Below are 20,440 nucleotides of genomic sequence, written 5' to 3'. Positions count from 1 at the left end.
TCCCACTTTCCTATTTTATTTTTGCCAGAAGATCTACCTTTAAAGTTTTCTTTCCTTCCTGTGCCACTTCTACACCCTGGAACTTCTCATAATTTACCTTCACGCCATCATCCAAATCAATCTCAATTCTCTTATTGGCAATATGAGCAATAGCTTCGTCGTAAATCTTCATTTCAGCAAGCTGCTTCGTATATTTCGTGATTGCCTTTGTTGCTTTTGATTTTTCAGATGCGGATGAAGCATTATCAATAGTATACTGTGCACTCTGCATTGCTGTCTCTACATACTTCTGTGCCCTGTGAAGATAATCGGTTCTTACCCGTCCAACAGTATCTGCATCATAGCGGTGCATATAAATCAATGCCTTGAATCCATTCTGTTTGCCACTGTCAAAAAGCCAATAAATCGGGCGTTTACCAGATCCTGTGATTTGATACGCATTACAATGATCTCTATAAAATTCATTTAAAAAATATTCTCTAAGTATGCTTTTAGGTTCGCCATCTCCATTTAATACATTTGTTATAAATTTTAAATTTTCTTCTAAATATTCTTCCCCATAAGCATCTTTTATCAAATCAATAAGTAGATTAACTATGTCGTCTTTAAAATACTCCTCATCACAAATTGGTATAATATTATCACTATCCACTTTTAAATCTACCGCCTGTTTAATATTCCATTTTCCCCCTGCATAAACAATGCCTTCTTTATTAAGGGAATATCTACCAAACATACAACCAATAAAATATGATATCAGTGAACGAATTTCTCGTTTTAAATCAGCTTTATGAACAGTTACATATCTGTCATCCACTTTAGCATCAATTTCCGCTTGTAATCCGTATATATCAAGAAATATTTCATTAAGTCTTTCTTCTTTTTGCTTCAAAGCAGAAAATCTATTTTCACATTCATTTTTCCATAATTCAAATGCATATTTAATACTGGAGTGTTTTCTAATCAGCGGATGCTTTTTAAACTCCCATGATATTTCAAAATTATCCCAATCCTCTTTTACAATACTAATACATTCTTTCACTAACGAATCTATTTCATCCTTATGTTGCATTGAAAAACATATCGGAATACGTGCCATATCTCCTACTTGCGTTGTAATTGTTGGATTTAACATTTTAATACATTTTTGAGAAATTTTCGAATTAAGAAATCCCAATACATATAATATATTATCCTCATCCGGGAAACCACTTGACCCTTTAACATCAAAAATAAATCCACCCTCACAATATCTTCCTGAAAATTGCGCACTCGTTATATCTGACCATGTAATACAAGGTCTAAAATAATATGCAGTATTTTGAGGTCGAGAACGCAACTTTCCAGCTTGATTGAAGCAATGCTTTATATCATATCCATCATTTTCCCAATTGACAATATAGTAACGATTTCCGTACCATCTTTTAAACTCCCCGCCCTTATTATACGGAAACCATTTATAATGGAGTTTCTTAGGTTCTTCTAATGATTTTATATCAAATCCTATTCTTTCCCTCTCAACTTCAAACCATAGTCGTAAAAATGCGTCATTATTTCCGGTTTGCAATCCTACTTTAGGTTCGGCAATTTTTTTTAATGGTTGTGCTGTTTCAAATATTTGAAGCAAAGTCTCACTTGCCATAAACGCAATAGGTGTCCCTTCTATACGTTCATAATTCATTTTATTGTACTCATAGAGATATCCACATTTCGGATTTCTAATTGCTTCTAAAACTTTTTGTTTCTGAACCTCCATGCCTCCAACAAATTTTGAAAGATCAAAATATTTTCCCACCGCTATATCAGCATCATTGGATAATATAAATGCACAGAGTGGAACCGTTGCTTCTTCATACGCAGAATATTCCATTTGTATTAAAGAAACAATTCCTTTATTCTTTATTATATATTTTCTTATTTTTTCATATGATTTTATATACATCCAAACAAACGGTGTCATGTAGCCGCAATAACCATCTGATATTGCAAATTGCAAATTTCTATATATAAACGCACTGAATAGATCGCCCGAATAATCGCTATAATTGTCGCTTATAAATTTTTTCAGAGAGCTATTATACTTATTAAGATATGGTGGATTTGTGGCAACAATTGTATATTTTTTAGACAATAATTCTGCTGCTTTTATCAACGGCTTAAATTGAGCTAATGTCATATCTTTCCAAATATTAATATCCTCTTCTATTTCATTAATTCGAGCATATAACATTGAAAAATCAATACCGTTAACTTCTAGCAATGAGCCATATTCTTTAGCATCCACCATTTTTTGCTCAAGATAATTAATCATTCGCTTTAATTCTTCATCAGAATTGCAAAAATACTCTTTACAATATACATCTAAGTCATTACTTTCACTTATCGCATAAATATTAGGTTGAATATTCCTTGTAAAGAATCTTCGATCATATTGCCGTGCTTTCATCATAATTGAAAAATAAGCAAGTTGTGACGCCCTATCATCAATATCTAAACCATATATATTATTTTGTATAATTTCAGCCGCTGCTTCCCTTGATGAATAGCCATTCTCCAAATATATTTTCATAAATACATCAAATGCATAAATCGCAAAATGACCAGATCCTATGCATGGATCAAAAAAAGTTATCTTTTGCGGAATAATACTATTATCAAACTGACTCTTACAAGGTACCGTTGTTTCTATAAAATAATCTAATTCAGTTCTTAGCGATGATCTAGGATTCCTTTCAATCCAATATTTTCCAAGTGTATTATCAACCAAATATTTAACAATCCAATCGGTTGTAAAAAGTTGTGTTGCCGCTGGAATATTTTCTTTTTTAACAGCTTCTTTATTACTAATATTCACAATTGCATCATGCTTCTCAGAAATATAATATTGATATAACCAACCAATAATTTCAATGGATTCTTTCCAGTCTTCTTCCGCTATTTTATTAGACGAATTGATTAAATAAAACACAATTCCATCCCTGTTTGTATAAGAAATATTAAACAGCAATTCCATATAATCAGCATCTGTAGCAAATAATCCAGGCAATACTTTATAAAGTTCATGACATTCTTTTAAAAACAATGTACGATATAACATATCTGTATCTTCTGTTGTTCCACTCAGCTTCCAGTTAATAATCTCTTCTTTTTCCTGTGCAGTCAGATCCAGGTCCACATCTGGTGCCTGCGTTACCAGATCTGGTTCCATCTTTCCTTCTTTTTCAGAGGAAAGTACACGAACTCTGTTTGGAAGATAATCATTCACTTCCATAAAACGAATGGCACAGATTCGGTTGAACCAGGTATAAGCCACTTCTTCTACCACTGCTTCAAATCCACGGGATTTAATCTGTGATACCAGGCGTCTTCTTTGCTCGCACTGTCTTTTATTTAAAGTTACTTCTGTTCCTGCCACAGTCTGATAGACTTCAAAATCCGCACCTTTTGTGATTGGTTCACTGCATGATTTTTCCGTAATGCCAAGCATACCAGCTTTGTCTGTAACGGAAGCAATCAATTTTGTTCTTGCTTCTATGGCAAATTTCTTTATCGCATTCTTGTTCATGTACATTTCCTCCCACTGGAATGATTAGCTTAATGTAATAATGGTATTCTCATCCAGCTCTCTTAATAATTTCTGCTTCATCTCTGCCAGGAACTTGTCGATATCCTGCTCATTTTCAATCGAATAGGTTCTTGCACCTGCCACATTGCTGATGGATACATTCTTACGCTTCTTTTGTTTCGGCTGAACTGGTGGTGCTACCGGTTTCACTGGCGGTACATTGCCTCCCTCTGTAGGCGGTGTCACAGGATTTATCGGTGGTTCCGGATCTACTTTCGGACGATGTGCCTCTTCATATTCCGTAATCTCATCCAGGCAGCGAAGTTTCAGTGTATCACTTTCCAGACGGATATTCTTTACGCCTGCGATTTCGTGTGATGTATCCAGTTTCTGTTTTAATTCTTCAAAAGCACGCAGGAATTTATCCCGGAATACCGGTGCAAATTCTTTTTCATCCAGTGTATTTAATACTTTCTGCAGATCATCTTCTACGATTGGACGCATGGCTTCTGCTTCTTTTTCCAGTAATGCGCCATACTGCTGTACGAACTTCATGGACATATCCGGCAGTTTCTGAATCTGTCCGAAAGGATTCTTTGCAGTAACAATGGTTTCCATCTGAGCTACGTTATCAATAATTTCCTGTTCCCGGACGTAGGTCTTGCTGTTTTCAAACATCTGGATCTGTTCCAGTGCCTTTTCAAAGATCTTTTTCTGTCCGCTCTTGAAGAAGTCAAATACTGGTGCTGTATCATCGGCATCATCCAGGAGATCATCCCTTTTTTTATCCACAGTCTTGAAAAATTCTACCGGCTCCTTGATTGCCAGAAGCTCTTCCAGATTCTTCTTCGCCTGTTCCATCAGAGATTTACATGGCAGTTTCGGATTCACACGGTATTCGATCATGATATCGTTAAATGTTTCCAGTTTATCCTGTGCCTTATTCTTAAAGCTTCTCATGATGGTATCGTCATCATCACTGGATAAGGAGAATCCAAAGTAGTCTTTTAATACTTCTTTCACGGAACGGATCTGTCCGTCTGTCGCTCTTTCCCGGATATCAATGAGCAGTTTTTCTACAAATTCACGTTTGGTCAGGTAACGTACCAGCTCATCCTTTGTATTGGAAAGCATGGATAAGCTCTGGCTGTTGTAAGTCAGGGATACTCGTCCCATCTTAAAGAGCATAGCCACCAGCCACTGCACATCTTTCGGATCAAAGCCATACGGAGCTGCTCCAAATTTATCCTGCAACGATTTCAGGGAAGTTTTCATATGTCTTGCATTGTTCAGGCTGATCACCTGAATCACTTCTTCCAGTGCCAGTTTATTTGGTGTAGTGTCACTGGTTCCAAGGAAGGATAACTGACCATCGTTGCCGTTAAATACAGCCGCAATATCTGATAATTCTGGGGCTGTCTCCATATAGGTCAGCTTGTTATACTGCATTGCCACCAGCTTACCAAGTGCTTCGTTAATACGGCTTGCCGGTTCTTTTGCAGAGATGTTCGCTTTATCGCCATTCACATAGATATCTGCATGTTTCAGCGCTTCCTCAATAAAGATCCGGATACGGTCTTTTTTCTCAATACGCTCATCTTCTTTCGCACGACGTATGCTGTCAAAGCTTCCTCTTGCTCCGGAAGCATTTTTATTTAAGAATTTATAAATCTTGATGGATTCTGTAATCTCATCCAGAAATGTACTGTCATTTGGAAGTTTCACGATCACAGTATGTTCCTGTGCAGAAAGCATACGAAGAGCGGAATCCGGATAATCCCCACCATATGGTGTAATAATAGACACACCAATATCATTGGACTGATTACCTTTGAAATAACGATCATCTACTTTCTGGTTAAATGGGAACAAATACCGACTACTGTAGCGATACTTCTTATCTGTAAAGATTTCCTCAAAGATAACCGTGGATGCTTCTCCGATAATCTCTCCCATTTCTACAGACTCGTTATTGATGGCATTGTTGATTTCCTGTTCCTCATTGGTCAGAAAGATATAGATATCTCCATTCTTCTGTACCAGTGTTTCACGGATCAGTTTCTTTAAGGATTCTTCAATTTTTCCACGAATTTCGATACGGTCATCGTCAATATTAGAGATCATCAATGTGGTCAGGTTGTCTACGTTTGCTTTGATCTCTTTGACATATTTAATCATAAACAGTACTTTCAGCAGTTCTACGTCAAACTCATCCAGCCTGCTGTTATCCTCAGCATCGGTAATCACCTGACTGTGCTGGTGGTCGATAAATTTGTGCAGTGGATCATAGAAATAGCTGAATGGTACCAGAACGCCTGTTTCACTGTCTTTCAGGCGGATGGCTGACTCCTGAAACAGTGCCAGCATGGAACGGGACTGATCGGATAAGTGCTTTCCACTGGCTCCGTGGGTACGAACAGCTGTCAGCACCTGTCCCAGTAAGTTAAACTGGTAGGGAATAAACGGATAGCAGTCTGCAAAGTCCGTCTTGTCTGTATATAATTTCTTATCTGCAGTATCCGCAGTGAAGGTGATCAGGTTTTTGATAATCGACTCTTTCTGCTCATACAGCAGTTTGAGTGACGATTCTGCGATCTCATTTTTCTCCAGAATACGTTTCCGGATAACTTCATCAACGTTGGATGCTGACAGGGAAAGCCTGGTATCAAAACGTCCCTGAATCTTTGAAAAGTCATTACCTTTTGTCTTTGTGATCGAATCAATGTCTTCCTGGCTGGTAACGATCACCCATGCTTTTCCTCTGCAGGCAGTTCCCAGATCTTCTACGATGGTCTGCAGGTTGAGCATCAGCTGGGTATCGTCTGCAATATACTGTCCGATCTCATCCACAAGGAAAATAACATGATGGTTCGGTCCTTTTTTCTCACAGTACTCTTTGACCAGAGATACAAACTTCTCAATACTGAGGTCATAGCTTCCCTTTGCATTTTTACACCAGTTACGGGCAGCCTCCTCACTCATGAAATCCATCGCCACAATAGTTTTTACAATTTTATCCTGAATAACGGCAAAAGCCTGTCTCTTTTTCTCCCAAGGTGCCCCTGCGATCTCTTCAAATTTCTCTTTGAACTCTTCAAATCTGCTTTCGTTATCCAGCTGACGTTCAAATTCTGCAAGATACGGAATGGAACCACAGTATCCCTGCATCTCATTGAAGACTTTCATAAAGACTTCTACAATAGCCTCTTTACCAGAACCGACCTTTGCAGAACCTTTGGAATCAATATTAAAGAGCATGACATCCGAAGAAATGGTTCCGGAATTGGTCATCTTGGCAATCAGCATAGGATCATCGACTTTCTTTCCGTCTGTAAAATACTCGATGGCTCTCTTTCCTTCTACCACACTGTTTTTTAACAGATAAGAAAGAATCTTTAAGAAGTGAGATTTACCACTTCCAAAGAAACCGGAGATCCAGACACCCATTTTATCTGTGTTGTTATTGATCCCCTTTTCATAGTTATCAAAAAAATCACGGAAATGTTTTAACAGTTCTTTTGTTACTACATATTCGTCCAATTCCTGATATACGTTTTCTTCATCAGACTGACCTACTTTGATTACGCCCTTAATATCACGATCAATCTGTTTCTCAAACATCTCTTTAATCTGCATTTTTCTTCTCCTTCGTGTTTACACAAGCCGGAATGCCCGGTAATAATTTCTGGAATCCATCGTTCCAAATAATTTCAGATCCTGTCCGCTGTATTCTCCAGGATAAAACATCACAACCGGCACACTGTCCAGCACCTGATGTAAATTGTTCAAAATATTATGGCTTGCAATGATTGGATGGCATTTTCCAACTCCTGTCAGGAAAATCACGCTGTCTGTCAGATCTTCCTGCAAAATCTTTGAGATAATCAGGTTCAGTTCGTTCGTTTCATCCAGTCCTAATGTCTCTACCAGACTGTCTGCCATATCAAAAAAGCCATTATCTTTTTCCAGATCAAAGAAGGCTTCCAGATATCCTTCTTCTTCCAACACCTGAATCATTGTATGAAACAGATCAAATTCTATAATTTTAAAATCTTTATTACCGTTGTTGATTCGGTCTTTTAAATATGCGATATGACTGCGCACTTCTAGCTCTGCTCTCGGATCGTAATCAAACACATAATATCCAACTTCATTTCCAAGTCCTTTATTTTCACGGAAAGACTTTTCAGAAATCTTATCTTCAATCCGGTTCAGTCTTTCTTCCAAGCTTAATCTCGCCATTCTTAGACTCCCTTCACTGCCTTCAAGTATTCTCCAAGCCCATTTGCAGTCAGTAATTCTTCTGTACGGTAATCAATATGAATTGGCTTGATTGTTCTTGGTTTTGCACTGCTTTCCAGTAATCCTGCCTCAAACATCATTCGGGTAAAGCACTGTTTTAACTTCCGTACTGCAGTATCCGTCCAGCCAGCAACCACATCACTCTGCATTGCCTTATCTGCAAAAAAGACATTCAGATCCCGGTCTGTGATCTCTTTTTCACCTAATCGAATCTTTTCGTCGTATACTTCATGTAAAAATTCAAAAAATAATCTGCTGTCCATCAAAATTGCAATCAGATTCAGAATCTTTGCGGTTTCTACATCACAAGTGATAAATGCCTGTAATACTGCTTCTGGTAAGGCTGATACCCTTCGGTATGTTCCATTCAGCACTTCATAGGCTCGATATTCTGCTTTCACCTGATAGATATTTTCCTCCCAGGCAATCTTGCGGATATCTGCCTTACTAAGTCCTTCCAGAATATAACCCGCTGTTTTTCTGGACTCTTGCAGCCAGAATAATTTTGATGTAAGTCCTGCACTGTATTCCATTACTGTCCACCATCCTTTGTTTCTTTTTCATAATGGACAATATCTCCGAAATCACAATCTAACTTCTCGCAGATCCTCTCCAGAACCTTCATGGAAACCAGCTCTCCATTGGTCATTTTTGCCACGGTGCTGCTACTGATTCCCACCTGGTTCATCATATCCACTTTTTTCATATTTTTATCGATTAATAGCTTCCAAAGTCCGTTGTATGATACTGCCATCTCTTCTACCTCTTCATTTATACACAACTTATGGTTTTCTTTTATTTAGAAAGTATATTTTCCCTGTCCGTTCTGATACTTTCACTCTTTATTATTGTACCATACCTGATGTATTTCTTCAATGAGAAGTACAAATCAAAACTTCGACTTTACGAATACTATATTTGAAAATTCTGAAGTATATCACCTGTCTTTTTCTACTATTCTTCCAAATACATTTTCAACGCATTGTAGCAATTAAGTGTTTCGTTATCCGCATCATTGAAATTCTGGGAATAGATCCGAAGACTTATCCGATATTTGCTCGCCGCAGTTCGGGAATGTTGTCATAGCCATAATCTTTTCCCTCCAAATTTTTCATTTTCAATTCCATCTCTACCATTTCCAGTAGTTTTTCCAATCTATTTTTCTTCGACATACGTTTTACAATCCCTGCATCATGATATTTTATATATTGAATCACCTCAAAAAAATTCTCCGATGGAAGCTTTTGTTTGTGATACCCTTCTATGCATTTCATTTTCTGTTTTTTAAATATTGCGACTTGCATATTCTGTAGTTTTCATGAAGTAACTTTTTTACCTTATCCTTTTGCAGATAAACAATCCATCTTGAAAAAGCAGTCCTTACAAATACAATTTCGCTGCTGATGTTATAAGATAACTGAAACCATTTACATATTTTCTCTATATTTGTTTCTGTTAGCGGCATTTGCTTTAAATCATCTCTGTATTTCTTGTTTTGTATTCTATATTTATCAACAAATTCCCACTCCAATTGTTTCCAGCTTTGACTTTTACCGCAACATTTACATACCGCATATCCTTTGAAAATCATACTTTTAGGTACTATTAATTTTCTATCAACAGACATATTTCGCACATACCGACAGTTCTCTGTATGTAACTTCTTAGTAATCCTATTTGCAAAACATCTCTCTTCTGCAGTCGAACTGCTAATTTGTTACCGGAGTATGCGTTACAATTTCTGTCTTTTCATTAAATAAATTCGGATCACTCAATCTGATTGCTTTAGAAAACGTCTTTATTTTTTGTATTTTGTTATCAGCAGCCACTACTCCTATCTGAATTGCTTCACGTCCATCCAAACCTGTAGTTCCTGGTGTCTGATTTCACTCTAAATCAAGAAACAGATATTCAAATCTTTCTTTTTCTCTTTTAGCAACTTCCACTATTCTTTTCCTTCTTTATATGCCTGAATCTCATCTGCCCAGTGATCATCCATAAAGTCCATCATTGCATCACTTTCAACTGCTTTTGAAATTGCTCTTCCTACAGCTTTAAAGTTCAATTCAACACCCTTAGCATCATTCTCATATGTCACAGATCTGTTTCTGGCAATTCCTATCTTCTCAGCTTCTTTTCCTGCATCAATATTGGCACCCAGAAATAGGAACTCCCACCCACATTCTTTCTTTGCTTCTATCTTTTTCTTGATCTGCTCTTGTGTGAAATGCTCACTAGAATTTTCCAATCCATCTGTAGTAATGACAAATATAATTTTTCCTGCCCGGTGATTCTCTGGGAGATGTTTCTGTACATTTTCCATTTTCTCAATTGCTATTCCAACTGCATCTAATAAAGCGGTACAGCCACGCACAAAGTATTCTTTTTCCGTAAGTGGTTCAATAATCTCTGCCGGAAATCTGTCATGAATGATATCTATTTCATCATCAAATAAAATCGTAGTAACATTCACTTTCTTTTCCTGTTCCTTTTGCTTTGCAATCATTCCATTAAAGCCGCCAATAGTATCACTTTCCAAACCACCCATTGAACCACTTCTGTCCAAAATGAAAACCAACTCAGTTAATTCTGTATTCATGTGATTTCCTCCTTAAAAACTTATTGTTAATCACATTTTATCTACAGAACCAACTGGGTTGGTCGCCTGTCAGGTGACATTGCACCAAAATATTTTATTAAAACACTGGTTGTCCATACGCATCCAGCACATCATTGATTTCAAACATATCATAAATCTTATTCTGCAAGAAATATGCCACGATAATATCTGTTTTTGAACTTCTGGATAATGCGAAACCGGCACTTGCCAGTAAATCTTTTGCTTCATCCAGGGATAATTCCAAAGCGATTGTAAAAGCCAATACAGTTTTCTTGTTAGGAACATAATTGACATCTTTACGAATTTTCGAAAAATGCCGACGATCCACATATGCCTTGGTATATGCTTCTGAATCAGTCATACCTCGCTCATCAATCATGCGAAGCAATCTCTGTGAAAATGTTTCTTCCAGCTGATTCATCAGATTATCAATGTTTCTGTTTACCGACATTGTAGAAGACATTCCTTTTTTGAGTTTCGTCTTCTGCATCGTCGAAACATCAAATTCTTCCGGTACCGATTCTTCTGTCTGACTGTTCTCCAAAATCTGCTGATCCTGCAATGCTTTTTTCTCAGCACTCTTCTTTCTGAATCTTGTGATTCTGTCAAAAATGGATTTCATTTCCTTATCCATTTTAATATCATCTTTCACCGGTTCATAATATTTATCTATGTATTTTCCCACCTCATCAATCAGCTTCTGCCTTGTCATGTTTATACCGCCTTTTATAAGTTTTAATCATCATAATGATTTATGTTTTCAAACAAACCTAATCTGCTATATTCTCTTTTTACTCATAACATCATCCGCCCGACGCTCTTTCCCTCTTGTTTAATTTCAGAATAGCACACTTTTCTCCCTTTGAAGTCGCATAGCAGGCGACATTCTCTTATCATATCTACAAACATTATAACTTTTATAATACTTCCAACAATACACACAAAAGCTAAAAGTTACAATGATATCATTCTACAATTTTCTTAATACCGTTTTATAAAATGCAACCGCTCTCACCACAGACTCCATTTCGATATTCTCATTCTTATCATGTACAGAAGCATATTGCTGATTATTAATATCAATAGGGGCAAAACGGATTACCGCATCGCTCAGTTCACTGAAATGACGTGCATCGGTCCCCGCCGGAAGAATAAATGGTGCACAGGCTGCATAACCAAATTCCTCTTCCACGCAAGACTTTATGAATTGATACCCGCTGCTCTGCATACTTGCCGGACGATGATATTCATTTTCAATAACTTCATCCACCTCAACCTGAAATTCCTCAGCAATCTTCTGAAATGTTTTCAAATCTGTTTTTAAATCTTCCTCTTTCACACAGCGGAAAAATACCTCTGTCATACAATCTCCGTTTTCTGCTGTCCGCAAATTTTTAAAAGTACATGTCGTGCCGAGCATCGATCCTGCCTGTGCATTTAATGCAGGAATCAGTCTTTTTAATAATCCGCCAAAACACCACATATTTGCAAAGACCAGCCGCATCGGTAATTTCATATACGGAGCCAGCGATTCGAACATTGCCAAAACTTCCGGATGTATTTTTCGGATAAACGGTTGTTTCTTTTCTATTTTTGTGATCAATCCTGCGATACGGACCGCCGGCGATTTTAATTGTTTCATCAAACTGCCGTGTCCTGCTGCCTGGGCAGCTTTCACCCGGATGGTATAACGTCCTTTTTCATGAACCGCAAGCATCGCACATTTACAATCCATTCCGCCCATCGGCGCATCAATCACAGCGCCTCCCTCATCCAAAATCCATTCAAATGTTATCTTCTGTTCTTTCAGCCACTGCAAAACAAGAGGTACCCCATCCCCTGCGATTTCTTCATTATGAGAAGAAACAAGGTACACGTTGCATGGCGGGATCCAGCCTTTTTCTAATAACTCTTCCAACGCGGAAAACTCTGCAAAAAGCGGGGTTTTCGTATCCACCGTCCCCCGTCCCCAAATGCATCCTTCCGCAATCTGTCCGGAAAATGGCGGATAGCTCCACTCACCTTCCGCCGGAACCACATCGTGATGTGACATGAGCATTACATTTTTTTCCGGTTCTCTTCCTATGAATTTATAAAGATAACAATCTTCTCCAAAATAAAGAACTTCCGCCTTTTTTGTCACTTCAGGAAACAGATCACTTATGACAGAACGTAATTTATAAAATTCTTCCGAGTGAAACTCACCCTTTTTCGATACTGTCCGGCAAGAGATCATTTCCGCCAGCCTTTTACTATAATATACTTGCCTGTCTTCCGAAAATTCTTCCAAATTTTTTTCTGAAAATGCAGGCTTCTTTTCTGCTAATTTTCTTCCTTTCGCCTTACACATTTCTGCACGAAGAAATAAGAAAAATGCTCCGGCTATAAAAACCATAAAAATTACAGTCAACATGTTCATCTTCTCCCGTTCTGATATCACCGATATCCGATTTCTTTCAGAATCCGATCCATCACCCGCGCATTACGCAATGAAAATTCATGCGTTACCCGAGGATTTTCACCATCTGTGATGCATCTCCCAAACTGCTCGATTTCCAACATATAGTTATCCGGTGCTGTAACTGTAATTTCTCGGACGGATTCTTCTTTTTTCACATAGTATACCAATATTCCTTCTTCATTAAATGAAATCGGCGCTTCGATCGTGCCCTCCGTTCCATAGATAAAAAGGCGATCTCCCCTCTGCGCAGAACACATTCCAGATGTCATACATGCCCGGCTTCCATTACCAAATTCCAAATATGCCGTCGCAAAATCATCGATCTGTTGCTCTGTAAAATGTCCGATTGCTTTTATCTCTTTCGGTTCTTCTTCAAAAACTAACAACGTCAGGCTTGTACAATAGCATCCAAGATCGTAAACAGATCCTCCTAATGTTTCTCTGCGTACACGAATATTTTCAGCTGTATATCCGGGTGTAATAAAAATAGATTCCATAAAAGAAAGTTCTCCGATCGCACCAGAATGGATCGTTTCTTTTACAGATCGAATCAGCGGACTATGTAAATATGCAAATGCTTCCATAAACAGGACTCCGTTTTTTTCACATGCTTCGATCATTTCTTTCACATCTGCTTCCGTTCCGGCAAGCGGCTTCTCACACAACACATGTTTTCCATGTTTCGCAGCTTTGATCACCCATTCTTTGTGCATCGTATTCGGAAGAGGAATATAGACTGCTTCAACCATCTCGTCTTCCAACATTGCCTCTAACGAACCAAACGCTTTTTCAAAACCAAATTGTTCCTGAAATTGTTCTGCTTTTTCTTTAGATCTTCCTGCAATTCCATAAAGATAGCAATTCTCTGCTTTTTGCATTGCAGGGATCGTACACCGTCTGGCAATATCTGCGGTTCCGAGTACACCCCATTTTACCTTTCTGCCCATACTATTTTTCTCCGTTTCTTCTTAATATTTATCGTTTTCGCTTTCTTCCCACGTTTCTCCGAAACTCAGAATCCTATTATGGTATCTATTTTAGCATGTTCTTTGTCCTTGCTCAACTCCGAAAACTTTACTAAGATGCCGTGTTCTAAAATGAAATTTTATCAGCACAAATGGCAAGAGCCTTATCAACTCTTGCCATTATATGTTTGGGCATCATCCCTATATACTGTTTTGACCTCTGCTTATCAATCGTCCTAATGACGTATATTCCTTCTCTTTTGCCTCTATTTCATTCCTTCGTTTCTTTCCTTTAACGCAATTGCAACCTCATCCATCTTTTTAGAATCCAATTTATACCAGATAAGCGGGATGATTCCAACAAGCTGAAGAATTGCCGGAATTAAATTAACAATCACATTAATTCCGGTCATTGCAGATGCACTCTGCTGTTCTCCTGCAACGTATCCTGCCGCTGCAAGTAACCAGATGCTTAATGAGCCTGTAATGGCTGATGCCAATTTAACCGAGAAACTCATCAACGAAGAAGAAATCCCCTCATTACGAACCCCAAATTTATAATCGCCATAGTCAATACTATCGCACATCATTCCATAAGAGATAGCACCTGCCCCCTGTGAAAATCCTCCTATTACAGAAACTCCAAGTACAAATGCAATTGTCGGATGTCCATTAAAGAACAGAACCAGATCACTTGCGGCATTAATAATAAGCAAGATGATCATATAACCTTTCTTTCCGAATTTCTTTGTTCCCCAAGGTAATGTTGCCGTACCAATAATCTGGCAAACAGTCAATGTTGTAAACACTGCGGATATCATTGTATAAGAACCCACTACATAAATAACATAATATGTAAGCAATGACATTCGGGCCATCGCACCAATAGCCCCAATAAACACTGTACTTATTGAAATTACAAGAGGTTTATTTTTCAACATTAATTTTAAATCTTTTGCAAAAGAACCTTTATTTTCTTTTTTCACGGGTTCTATGATCTCAATTTCTTTACATTTAAATCCACATATCAAAAATAGCGGAACAGAAACAAGTGCAAGGATTACTGTTGTCCATAAAAACCCTCTTCCATTTGCCGTATCTGATTTACTGAAAAATAAAATCATTGGCATTGCCACAGCTGCAAGTACTGTCTGAAGTACATTACTGGCTACATTTGCGATAGAAATAATTTTCATTTTTTCATTTGAATCTGTGGACAATCTGTTTACAATACCATTGATCGCTACACCCACTGCCGTATATGCCATTCCGGCAAGAATATAAGAGATTCCGCATAGTACGGCTTTCATTGCTCCTTCCACCGGCCATACTGTAAATGTCAAAATATCAAAGATAGCGAGAAACGGCGGTGCAATGATAATATAAGGTCTGAATTTGCCCCATTTTGATTTTGTCTTATCTACAATCACCCCCATCATTGGATCATTTACAGCATCCCATACACGCGCTACCAGCATAATCGTTGAAATTGCTCCCGCCGAAAGACTTACTACATCTGTATAGAACAACATTAAATATGTGTTGATCATATACCAGATAATATTTTGGGACATAAATCCCATGGAATAGTATAATGAATTTTTCGTTGCTTTCTTCATAATATCCTTTCTGTGTGATATTGCACTCACACGGTGACTCTATTATCCTTTTGCGTTTCATCTTTGTCAGATATTCGGAACTTCTCTCAAAAGTGCATCTATTTGTTCTTCATTGATTTCAATCGATTTCTCATGAAGTATATCCCGTAATTTCATTCTGCTGAAGCAATTCATCATATCATCAAATGTCATTTCCGGCGTAAACGGGATGATTGTTTTTTTCATTTCTTCAATTACATCGATCAGAACTTCTTTTGCTGCCGGGTTGCCCATGATTCTTCCAATTGTACAATCCAAGGAAAGCCATGCGCTTTCATCATCGGTCACATGTGCTTTACATTTTGGCTTTGATAAAATCTTATCTTCTGCAGTACCAACGTAAAAATCACCCATTACATCTTTTAAAAATCCAATACTATCTTGTACCCAGTTTGGAATTCTCTCACAAAATGCACTCTCCCTTGTCTGGATTGCAGTATCGCCTACTGAAAATCCATGTGGACCGAACGCATAAATATGACTTTCAAATGTAATCCCTGCTTTATCCAATGAGATTGCCATATCTAATGTATTTTTTATTGGTACTACATTATCCGCTCTTGATGCAAATAAGAAACATGGAACTGTATTATAATCTACTTGCTCTGCAATTATTGGCGCATCTTCTGCAATCTCATCTACTACTTCATTAAGTACAGCATATCCAAGTATTGCTGCTGCCGGTTTATGCTTTGCGATTGTTGCTGCTGCTCCTGCAAGATGACCTCCTGCTGAGAATCCAACAACAGCAATTTTGTCAGACAAAACATTCCATTCCTCTGCATGAATTTCAATGTATTTCATTGCATCCTCATAATCTTCCAATGGTTCAGGCCATTTATGATCAGCTCCAACAGAATATCTTAATATAAATGCATTATATCCTGCTTTCAAATAAGCAAATGCTACCGGATCCGCCTCTCGATCCGAACAGAATTGATATCCACCTCCTGGAATCACTAAAACTGCCGGTCTTTTTGTTATGTTTCTAAATTCTTTCTCAACATCCTGTAAATATGCTGTAAGACTTACATCCTGTCTGCCGTTAATAGCTACTTCTAAAATTTTCATCTTCTCCCACCTTTTCTCTTTTCATATTCACCTGTTTATACTTGGTTGCTTGCTATGTCTATTATTATATTTTTAGCAAAAACGATTATCTTCCGAATAATCATGTTTTTTTATTATAATTATTTTTCTTCTCCTTATTTTTGCAAGAAAAAAAGCTTGAAAAGGATAATATTTTCAAAAATAATTATCTTTCTCAAACTTTTCTTCCTGCATATACTCTATTCGTACGCATACTGGATATTTAAATAACATATTTCATTTGCAGACAATGTGATCTGTAATTCTAACACTTCATCTTTTACCTCATATGTTCTCAAGGTTTGTTGAGGTACGAGTATCTGCTTTAAATACTCGACATCATCATTATGTAAAAATGCCGGCATAATTATCTTTTCATATGGTGCAATTCTTCTCAATTCATCCTGTACACTACCATGCTCTATATTTACAGAATGCTTTTTTACGATATATCGTCCGTTTTTCACATTTTCTAACCGAATCTTCAGTTCTTTTTCATTTTCGTCGTCAAAGTATCGTTCCATCTTCTCCAACTGCTGTTTCATCTCATCCAGATAATAATGATAACTTAATCTTTTGCAGTTGTGACATATAATCTGATAATCTAAGAAATCATTTCCAAATACGATCGCATACTCATTTTTCCCCAAATAATATGGTCCCGCTTTTTGTAGGAAAGAATATGCATAATAGGATGGCTTTCGCAATCCTTGTTTTGTGATCAATCCGTCTCCTCCGAACAGAACTTTATCTTTCATTCCATTTATATAGCAGAGATCCAGCGGAACACTATGTGGCAGAGCATTTGTTTTTTCAAAACACTCAATCACATTTTTTATGATCGATGCGCCTCGATAACAAGAATCATTTAAAATATTCATCTGTTGAATACTATCATAATAATCTGTGATGTAAATATGTTTGATCTCCGAAATCAGATCCGCAAAAGATTCGTAAAAAATCTGAAGCTGATTTTTTACGTATCCACTATCCGTAATACGGTTGACGGTCATACCGTCCCCTGTTTCCATACAAACGTACGGTTTTACCTGCATAGTCAATGCAGGTAATTTTCTTTGATTCTTTTTTGCAAATTCTTCAAATTGTCGGATTCCATCCCAATCCCCCAATTCCAAACCTGCACCAAACAATTCCTCTATCTGATATATCGCAAGAATTTCTTTGATCTTATCGTATAAAGTCCAATATAATTCCGCTTTTTTCTCATCAAATAAAGTATTGTATTCTAATTCAAAACGCCAGTTTCTTATCTCATTACTTCCATAATGCGGCGCAAAATGAGAAAGCATTTTTTTCAAATATGCAAACAGCATTTCTGATTCTTGTAATTCTCTGACCGAAATAGTAAACCATAATTTCAAATTATTTTTTAAAAGAAAATCAAAAACTTGTTCTTCCAGATAAAACGTATAGATCTCTTCTTCCGAAAACTTACTCCAATCTAAATGTATTCTGACATATTTAAAATTCAACTCTTTCTGCAGCTCTTCAAACTGTTCCCTTGCTTCATAATTCAGCAGCAAATTACAATCTCTCAGATTAATAATTTCTCTCCAGTATGGTCTGTATAGCTGTTTATTACCGACGTCTACCGAGATAACGTCTTGAATTTGATCCACAGCTTTAATACCGCCCAACTTTTCTATTGCTGTCTGCAGATTTTCTGTTTGTTCTTTCTTTTCAAACTCTTCTTTTACCTTTTGTTCTATCCGATATTCATATGGTGACATCTCATATCGTTCTGTAAAATATTTCCGAAAAGAAGCTTCATTTGGAAATCCATTATCCATTGCCACACATAACAAATTTTTATCACTATGCAGCAAATCTTCCCACGCATTCTCTAATCTTACATTACATAAATACTGATAATAATTTATCCCGAAATTTTTCTTGAAAAATCGCGAAAAATATGTTGGTGTCATGCAAAATTGACTGCTGATCTGTTTTAATGATAAATCTTCTTGAAAATGCTCGCTAATGTAATCCGTTATATTTTCAAAAAGGGGATTGAGTTCTGTGATAACTACATTTGTTGCGAAATTACTTACTAAAAAAATCAGAATTTCACAACTTATTTTATTCCATTCCGCCCATTGATACTCGGTTCTTTCATATTGTAACACGAGTAATTCAGTCAAATATTTTCGTAATATTGCAAAATTATCATTTTTTGTATTTGTTGAATTACATAGAAAACGATACTTTTTGTTTGGAAATAATTTTCTGAACTTTCTGATGGAGATCGTAAATTCTGCATATAACGACTTCGCTGCCCGAATTGAAACAGGTGTTTTTGAATTGATCACGATTATTTCATCTTCCGTCAAGATCATCCCTTCCCCTGCATCCATCGTTATATTTAACTCATTTTCAATCCCTAATAGAATTATAATGTCATTTGAACATATTTTTTCACACTCTGTACAATATTTTACTGCTGATGTTATCACACGTTCCATATCTCGTTCTTCTTTCATTTCTAAATCGTTTATGTAAGTTTTTTTGCGCAACTTACTCAACCACGAAGACCTTCGCCGTCGACTGCCTCTTTTACGATTTCTTCCATCTCTCCCGGATCCAATTCAATCTCTGGCAACAATTCAAAATAGAAATCCGTATATTTCTGCGCAAGCGCCGAAATACAACGCTTCTGATAAATTTTGAAACGACGTACAGAAAGTTCATCTTTTTCCAATGTAATATATACACTGATCCAAAGTTTTCTTCCTGTTTTTACAACTTCATAATAAAGATCTGAATAGCGACACCCTCTCAACTCCGGTTCCACCAACTCTCGGATCTCTTGAATGGTTTCTTCTCCCGGAGAAATCAATAGTAAATCTCGGATTCCCGAAATTACCGTCTTGACCGGCGCCGGAAGCATGATCATCGACAAAATGATCGTCAGGATCGAATCCAGATACGGAACCCACGGCTGAAACCATGAAAACGTAATGAACTTCGGCATAAAAAATGCCGCCGCCATCCCAATGGAAATAATGCTGTCGATCTTCCACCCCTGCATTTCCGCCTGGATCAGCGGTGAATTCATTGTGCTGTTCCGATACTTCAAATACAATGTAACCGCAATACCGATCAGACATGCTGTCAACTCAAATCCTGCAACAGTATCAAAAGAAACAACTCTTCCTCCATGTAGCACAATATTCATACTGTTTGCGATCAGCCCGATTGTAACCGCCGTCATTGTAATACCTTTGACTACAATAAAAACCGTTTCAATCTGCATGTATCCAAACGGATGTTTCTCGTTACTTGGTTTATAAAGAAGCGGTATCAAAAATACCGATGGCAACAACATAAAAAATTCAATCCCATCATAAACCGCATCCAAAAGTACCGCCTGAGAACTTGTATAAATTGCCATTCCTAACTCTAACACGACAAAGAATAAATTTCCGTAAAGCGACACGGACATCGTCGCTTTTTCCTTCTTTGGTGTTTTTCGTCCGATTCGCATCGTATCTACATCCTCTCTGTTTTTAGCATAATCATCATTATAACATAGAAAATTTTTTCGGCAACAGTTCCGGCATCCGCTTTTATAAAGCCTTTATAAACCATTTACTAAAATTCAATATTCCAAATATGCACTTTTCATCGGACTCGCTGCATGTTCTGCAAATATCCTTATATGTATCACACCTAACCGTTTATCGAAAGAAAAAAATGAGATAACAATTCAAATTGCTACCTCATTTTTTCTTTTATTTCATGTATTAAAAATGTGTTTTT

Annotated in this window: 16 protein-coding genes; all 16 read right to left on the bottom strand. The window is 37.2% G+C overall.

Annotated elements, in window-relative coordinates; genetic code table 11:
• Positions 1-10 precede the first annotated feature (10 nt).
• Positions 11-3,565 (bottom strand): BREX-1 system adenine-specific DNA-methyltransferase PglX, encoded by a 3,555-nt coding sequence (gene pglX / locus I2H87_RS09320; protein WP_117549491.1) that lies wholly within the window; start codon positions 3,563-3,565, stop codon positions 11-13.
• Positions 3,566-3,589: 24 nt separating this feature from the next.
• The gene (gene brxC, locus I2H87_RS09315; RefSeq protein WP_195609804.1) at positions 3,590-7,201 is read right to left on the bottom strand and encodes a BREX system P-loop protein BrxC; all 3,612 of its coding nucleotides are present in this window, start codon (positions 7,199-7,201) and stop codon (positions 3,590-3,592) included.
• A gap of 18 nt (positions 7,202-7,219) precedes the next feature.
• A complete protein-coding gene (locus I2H87_RS09310; RefSeq protein WP_117549488.1) occupies positions 7,220-7,807 on the bottom strand; it encodes a DUF1788 domain-containing protein in 588 nt (195 codons plus the stop codon).
• A 2-nt stretch (positions 7,808-7,809) separates the two neighbouring features.
• Complete coding sequence (locus tag I2H87_RS09305; protein WP_117549486.1) at positions 7,810-8,400, bottom strand: DUF1819 family protein; 591 nt, start codon at positions 8,398-8,400, stop codon at positions 7,810-7,812.
• A complete protein-coding gene (locus I2H87_RS09300) occupies positions 8,400-8,621 on the bottom strand; it encodes a helix-turn-helix domain-containing protein (protein ID WP_117549483.1) in 222 nt (73 codons plus the stop codon). The genes I2H87_RS09305 and I2H87_RS09300 overlap by 1 nt, the downstream gene beginning before the upstream one ends.
• A 289-nt stretch (positions 8,622-8,910) precedes the next feature.
• Positions 8,911-9,084, bottom strand: coding sequence for a hypothetical protein (locus tag I2H87_RS09295; protein ID WP_195609803.1), 174 nt, complete (start codon positions 9,082-9,084; stop codon positions 8,911-8,913).
• A gap of 53 nt (positions 9,085-9,137) precedes the next feature.
• Positions 9,138-9,494 (bottom strand): hypothetical protein, encoded by a 357-nt coding sequence (locus tag I2H87_RS09290; RefSeq protein ID WP_117549479.1) that lies wholly within the window; start codon positions 9,492-9,494, stop codon positions 9,138-9,140.
• Between the two features lie 82 nt (positions 9,495-9,576).
• Positions 9,577-9,729 (bottom strand): hypothetical protein, encoded by a 153-nt coding sequence (locus tag I2H87_RS09285; RefSeq protein ID WP_165853408.1) that lies wholly within the window; start codon positions 9,727-9,729, stop codon positions 9,577-9,579.
• An 83-nt stretch (positions 9,730-9,812) separates the two neighbouring features.
• Positions 9,813-10,466 (bottom strand): vWA domain-containing protein, encoded by a 654-nt coding sequence (locus I2H87_RS09280; RefSeq protein ID WP_117549478.1) that lies wholly within the window; start codon positions 10,464-10,466, stop codon positions 9,813-9,815.
• A gap of 97 nt (positions 10,467-10,563) precedes the next feature.
• Positions 10,564-11,199: a hypothetical protein gene (locus tag I2H87_RS09275; RefSeq protein ID WP_117549477.1), complete on the bottom strand. Its 636-nt coding sequence runs from the start codon at positions 11,197-11,199 to the stop codon at positions 10,564-10,566.
• A 258-nt stretch (positions 11,200-11,457) separates the two neighbouring features.
• Complete coding sequence (locus I2H87_RS09270; RefSeq protein WP_165853409.1) at positions 11,458-12,900, bottom strand: M20/M25/M40 family metallo-hydrolase; 1,443 nt, start codon at positions 12,898-12,900, stop codon at positions 11,458-11,460.
• Positions 12,901-12,923: 23 nt separating this feature from the next.
• Positions 12,924-13,895: a Gfo/Idh/MocA family protein gene (locus I2H87_RS09265; protein ID WP_195609802.1), complete on the bottom strand. Its 972-nt coding sequence runs from the start codon at positions 13,893-13,895 to the stop codon at positions 12,924-12,926.
• A gap of 284 nt (positions 13,896-14,179) precedes the next feature.
• Positions 14,180-15,532, bottom strand: coding sequence for an MFS transporter (locus I2H87_RS09260; RefSeq protein ID WP_195609801.1), 1,353 nt, complete (start codon positions 15,530-15,532; stop codon positions 14,180-14,182).
• A gap of 66 nt (positions 15,533-15,598) precedes the next feature.
• Complete coding sequence (locus I2H87_RS09255) at positions 15,599-16,642, bottom strand: alpha/beta hydrolase (RefSeq protein ID WP_195609800.1); 1,044 nt, start codon at positions 16,640-16,642, stop codon at positions 15,599-15,601.
• A gap of 218 nt (positions 16,643-16,860) precedes the next feature.
• A complete protein-coding gene (locus I2H87_RS09250) occupies positions 16,861-19,203 on the bottom strand; it encodes a helix-turn-helix domain-containing protein (RefSeq protein ID WP_009266056.1) in 2,343 nt (780 codons plus the stop codon).
• Positions 19,200-20,165 (bottom strand): cation diffusion facilitator family transporter, encoded by a 966-nt coding sequence (locus I2H87_RS09245; protein WP_009266055.1) that lies wholly within the window; start codon positions 20,163-20,165, stop codon positions 19,200-19,202. Before I2H87_RS09245 ends, I2H87_RS09250 begins: the two co-directional genes overlap by 4 nt.
• Positions 20,166-20,440: the final 275 nt, after the last annotated feature.

Origin of the sequence: Mediterraneibacter glycyrrhizinilyticus, assembly GCF_015560805.1 — a bacterium.
GTDB lineage: Bacteria > Bacillota > Clostridia > Lachnospirales > Lachnospiraceae > Schaedlerella > Schaedlerella glycyrrhizinilytica_A.
This window is presented reverse-complemented; position numbering and strand designations above follow the sequence as displayed.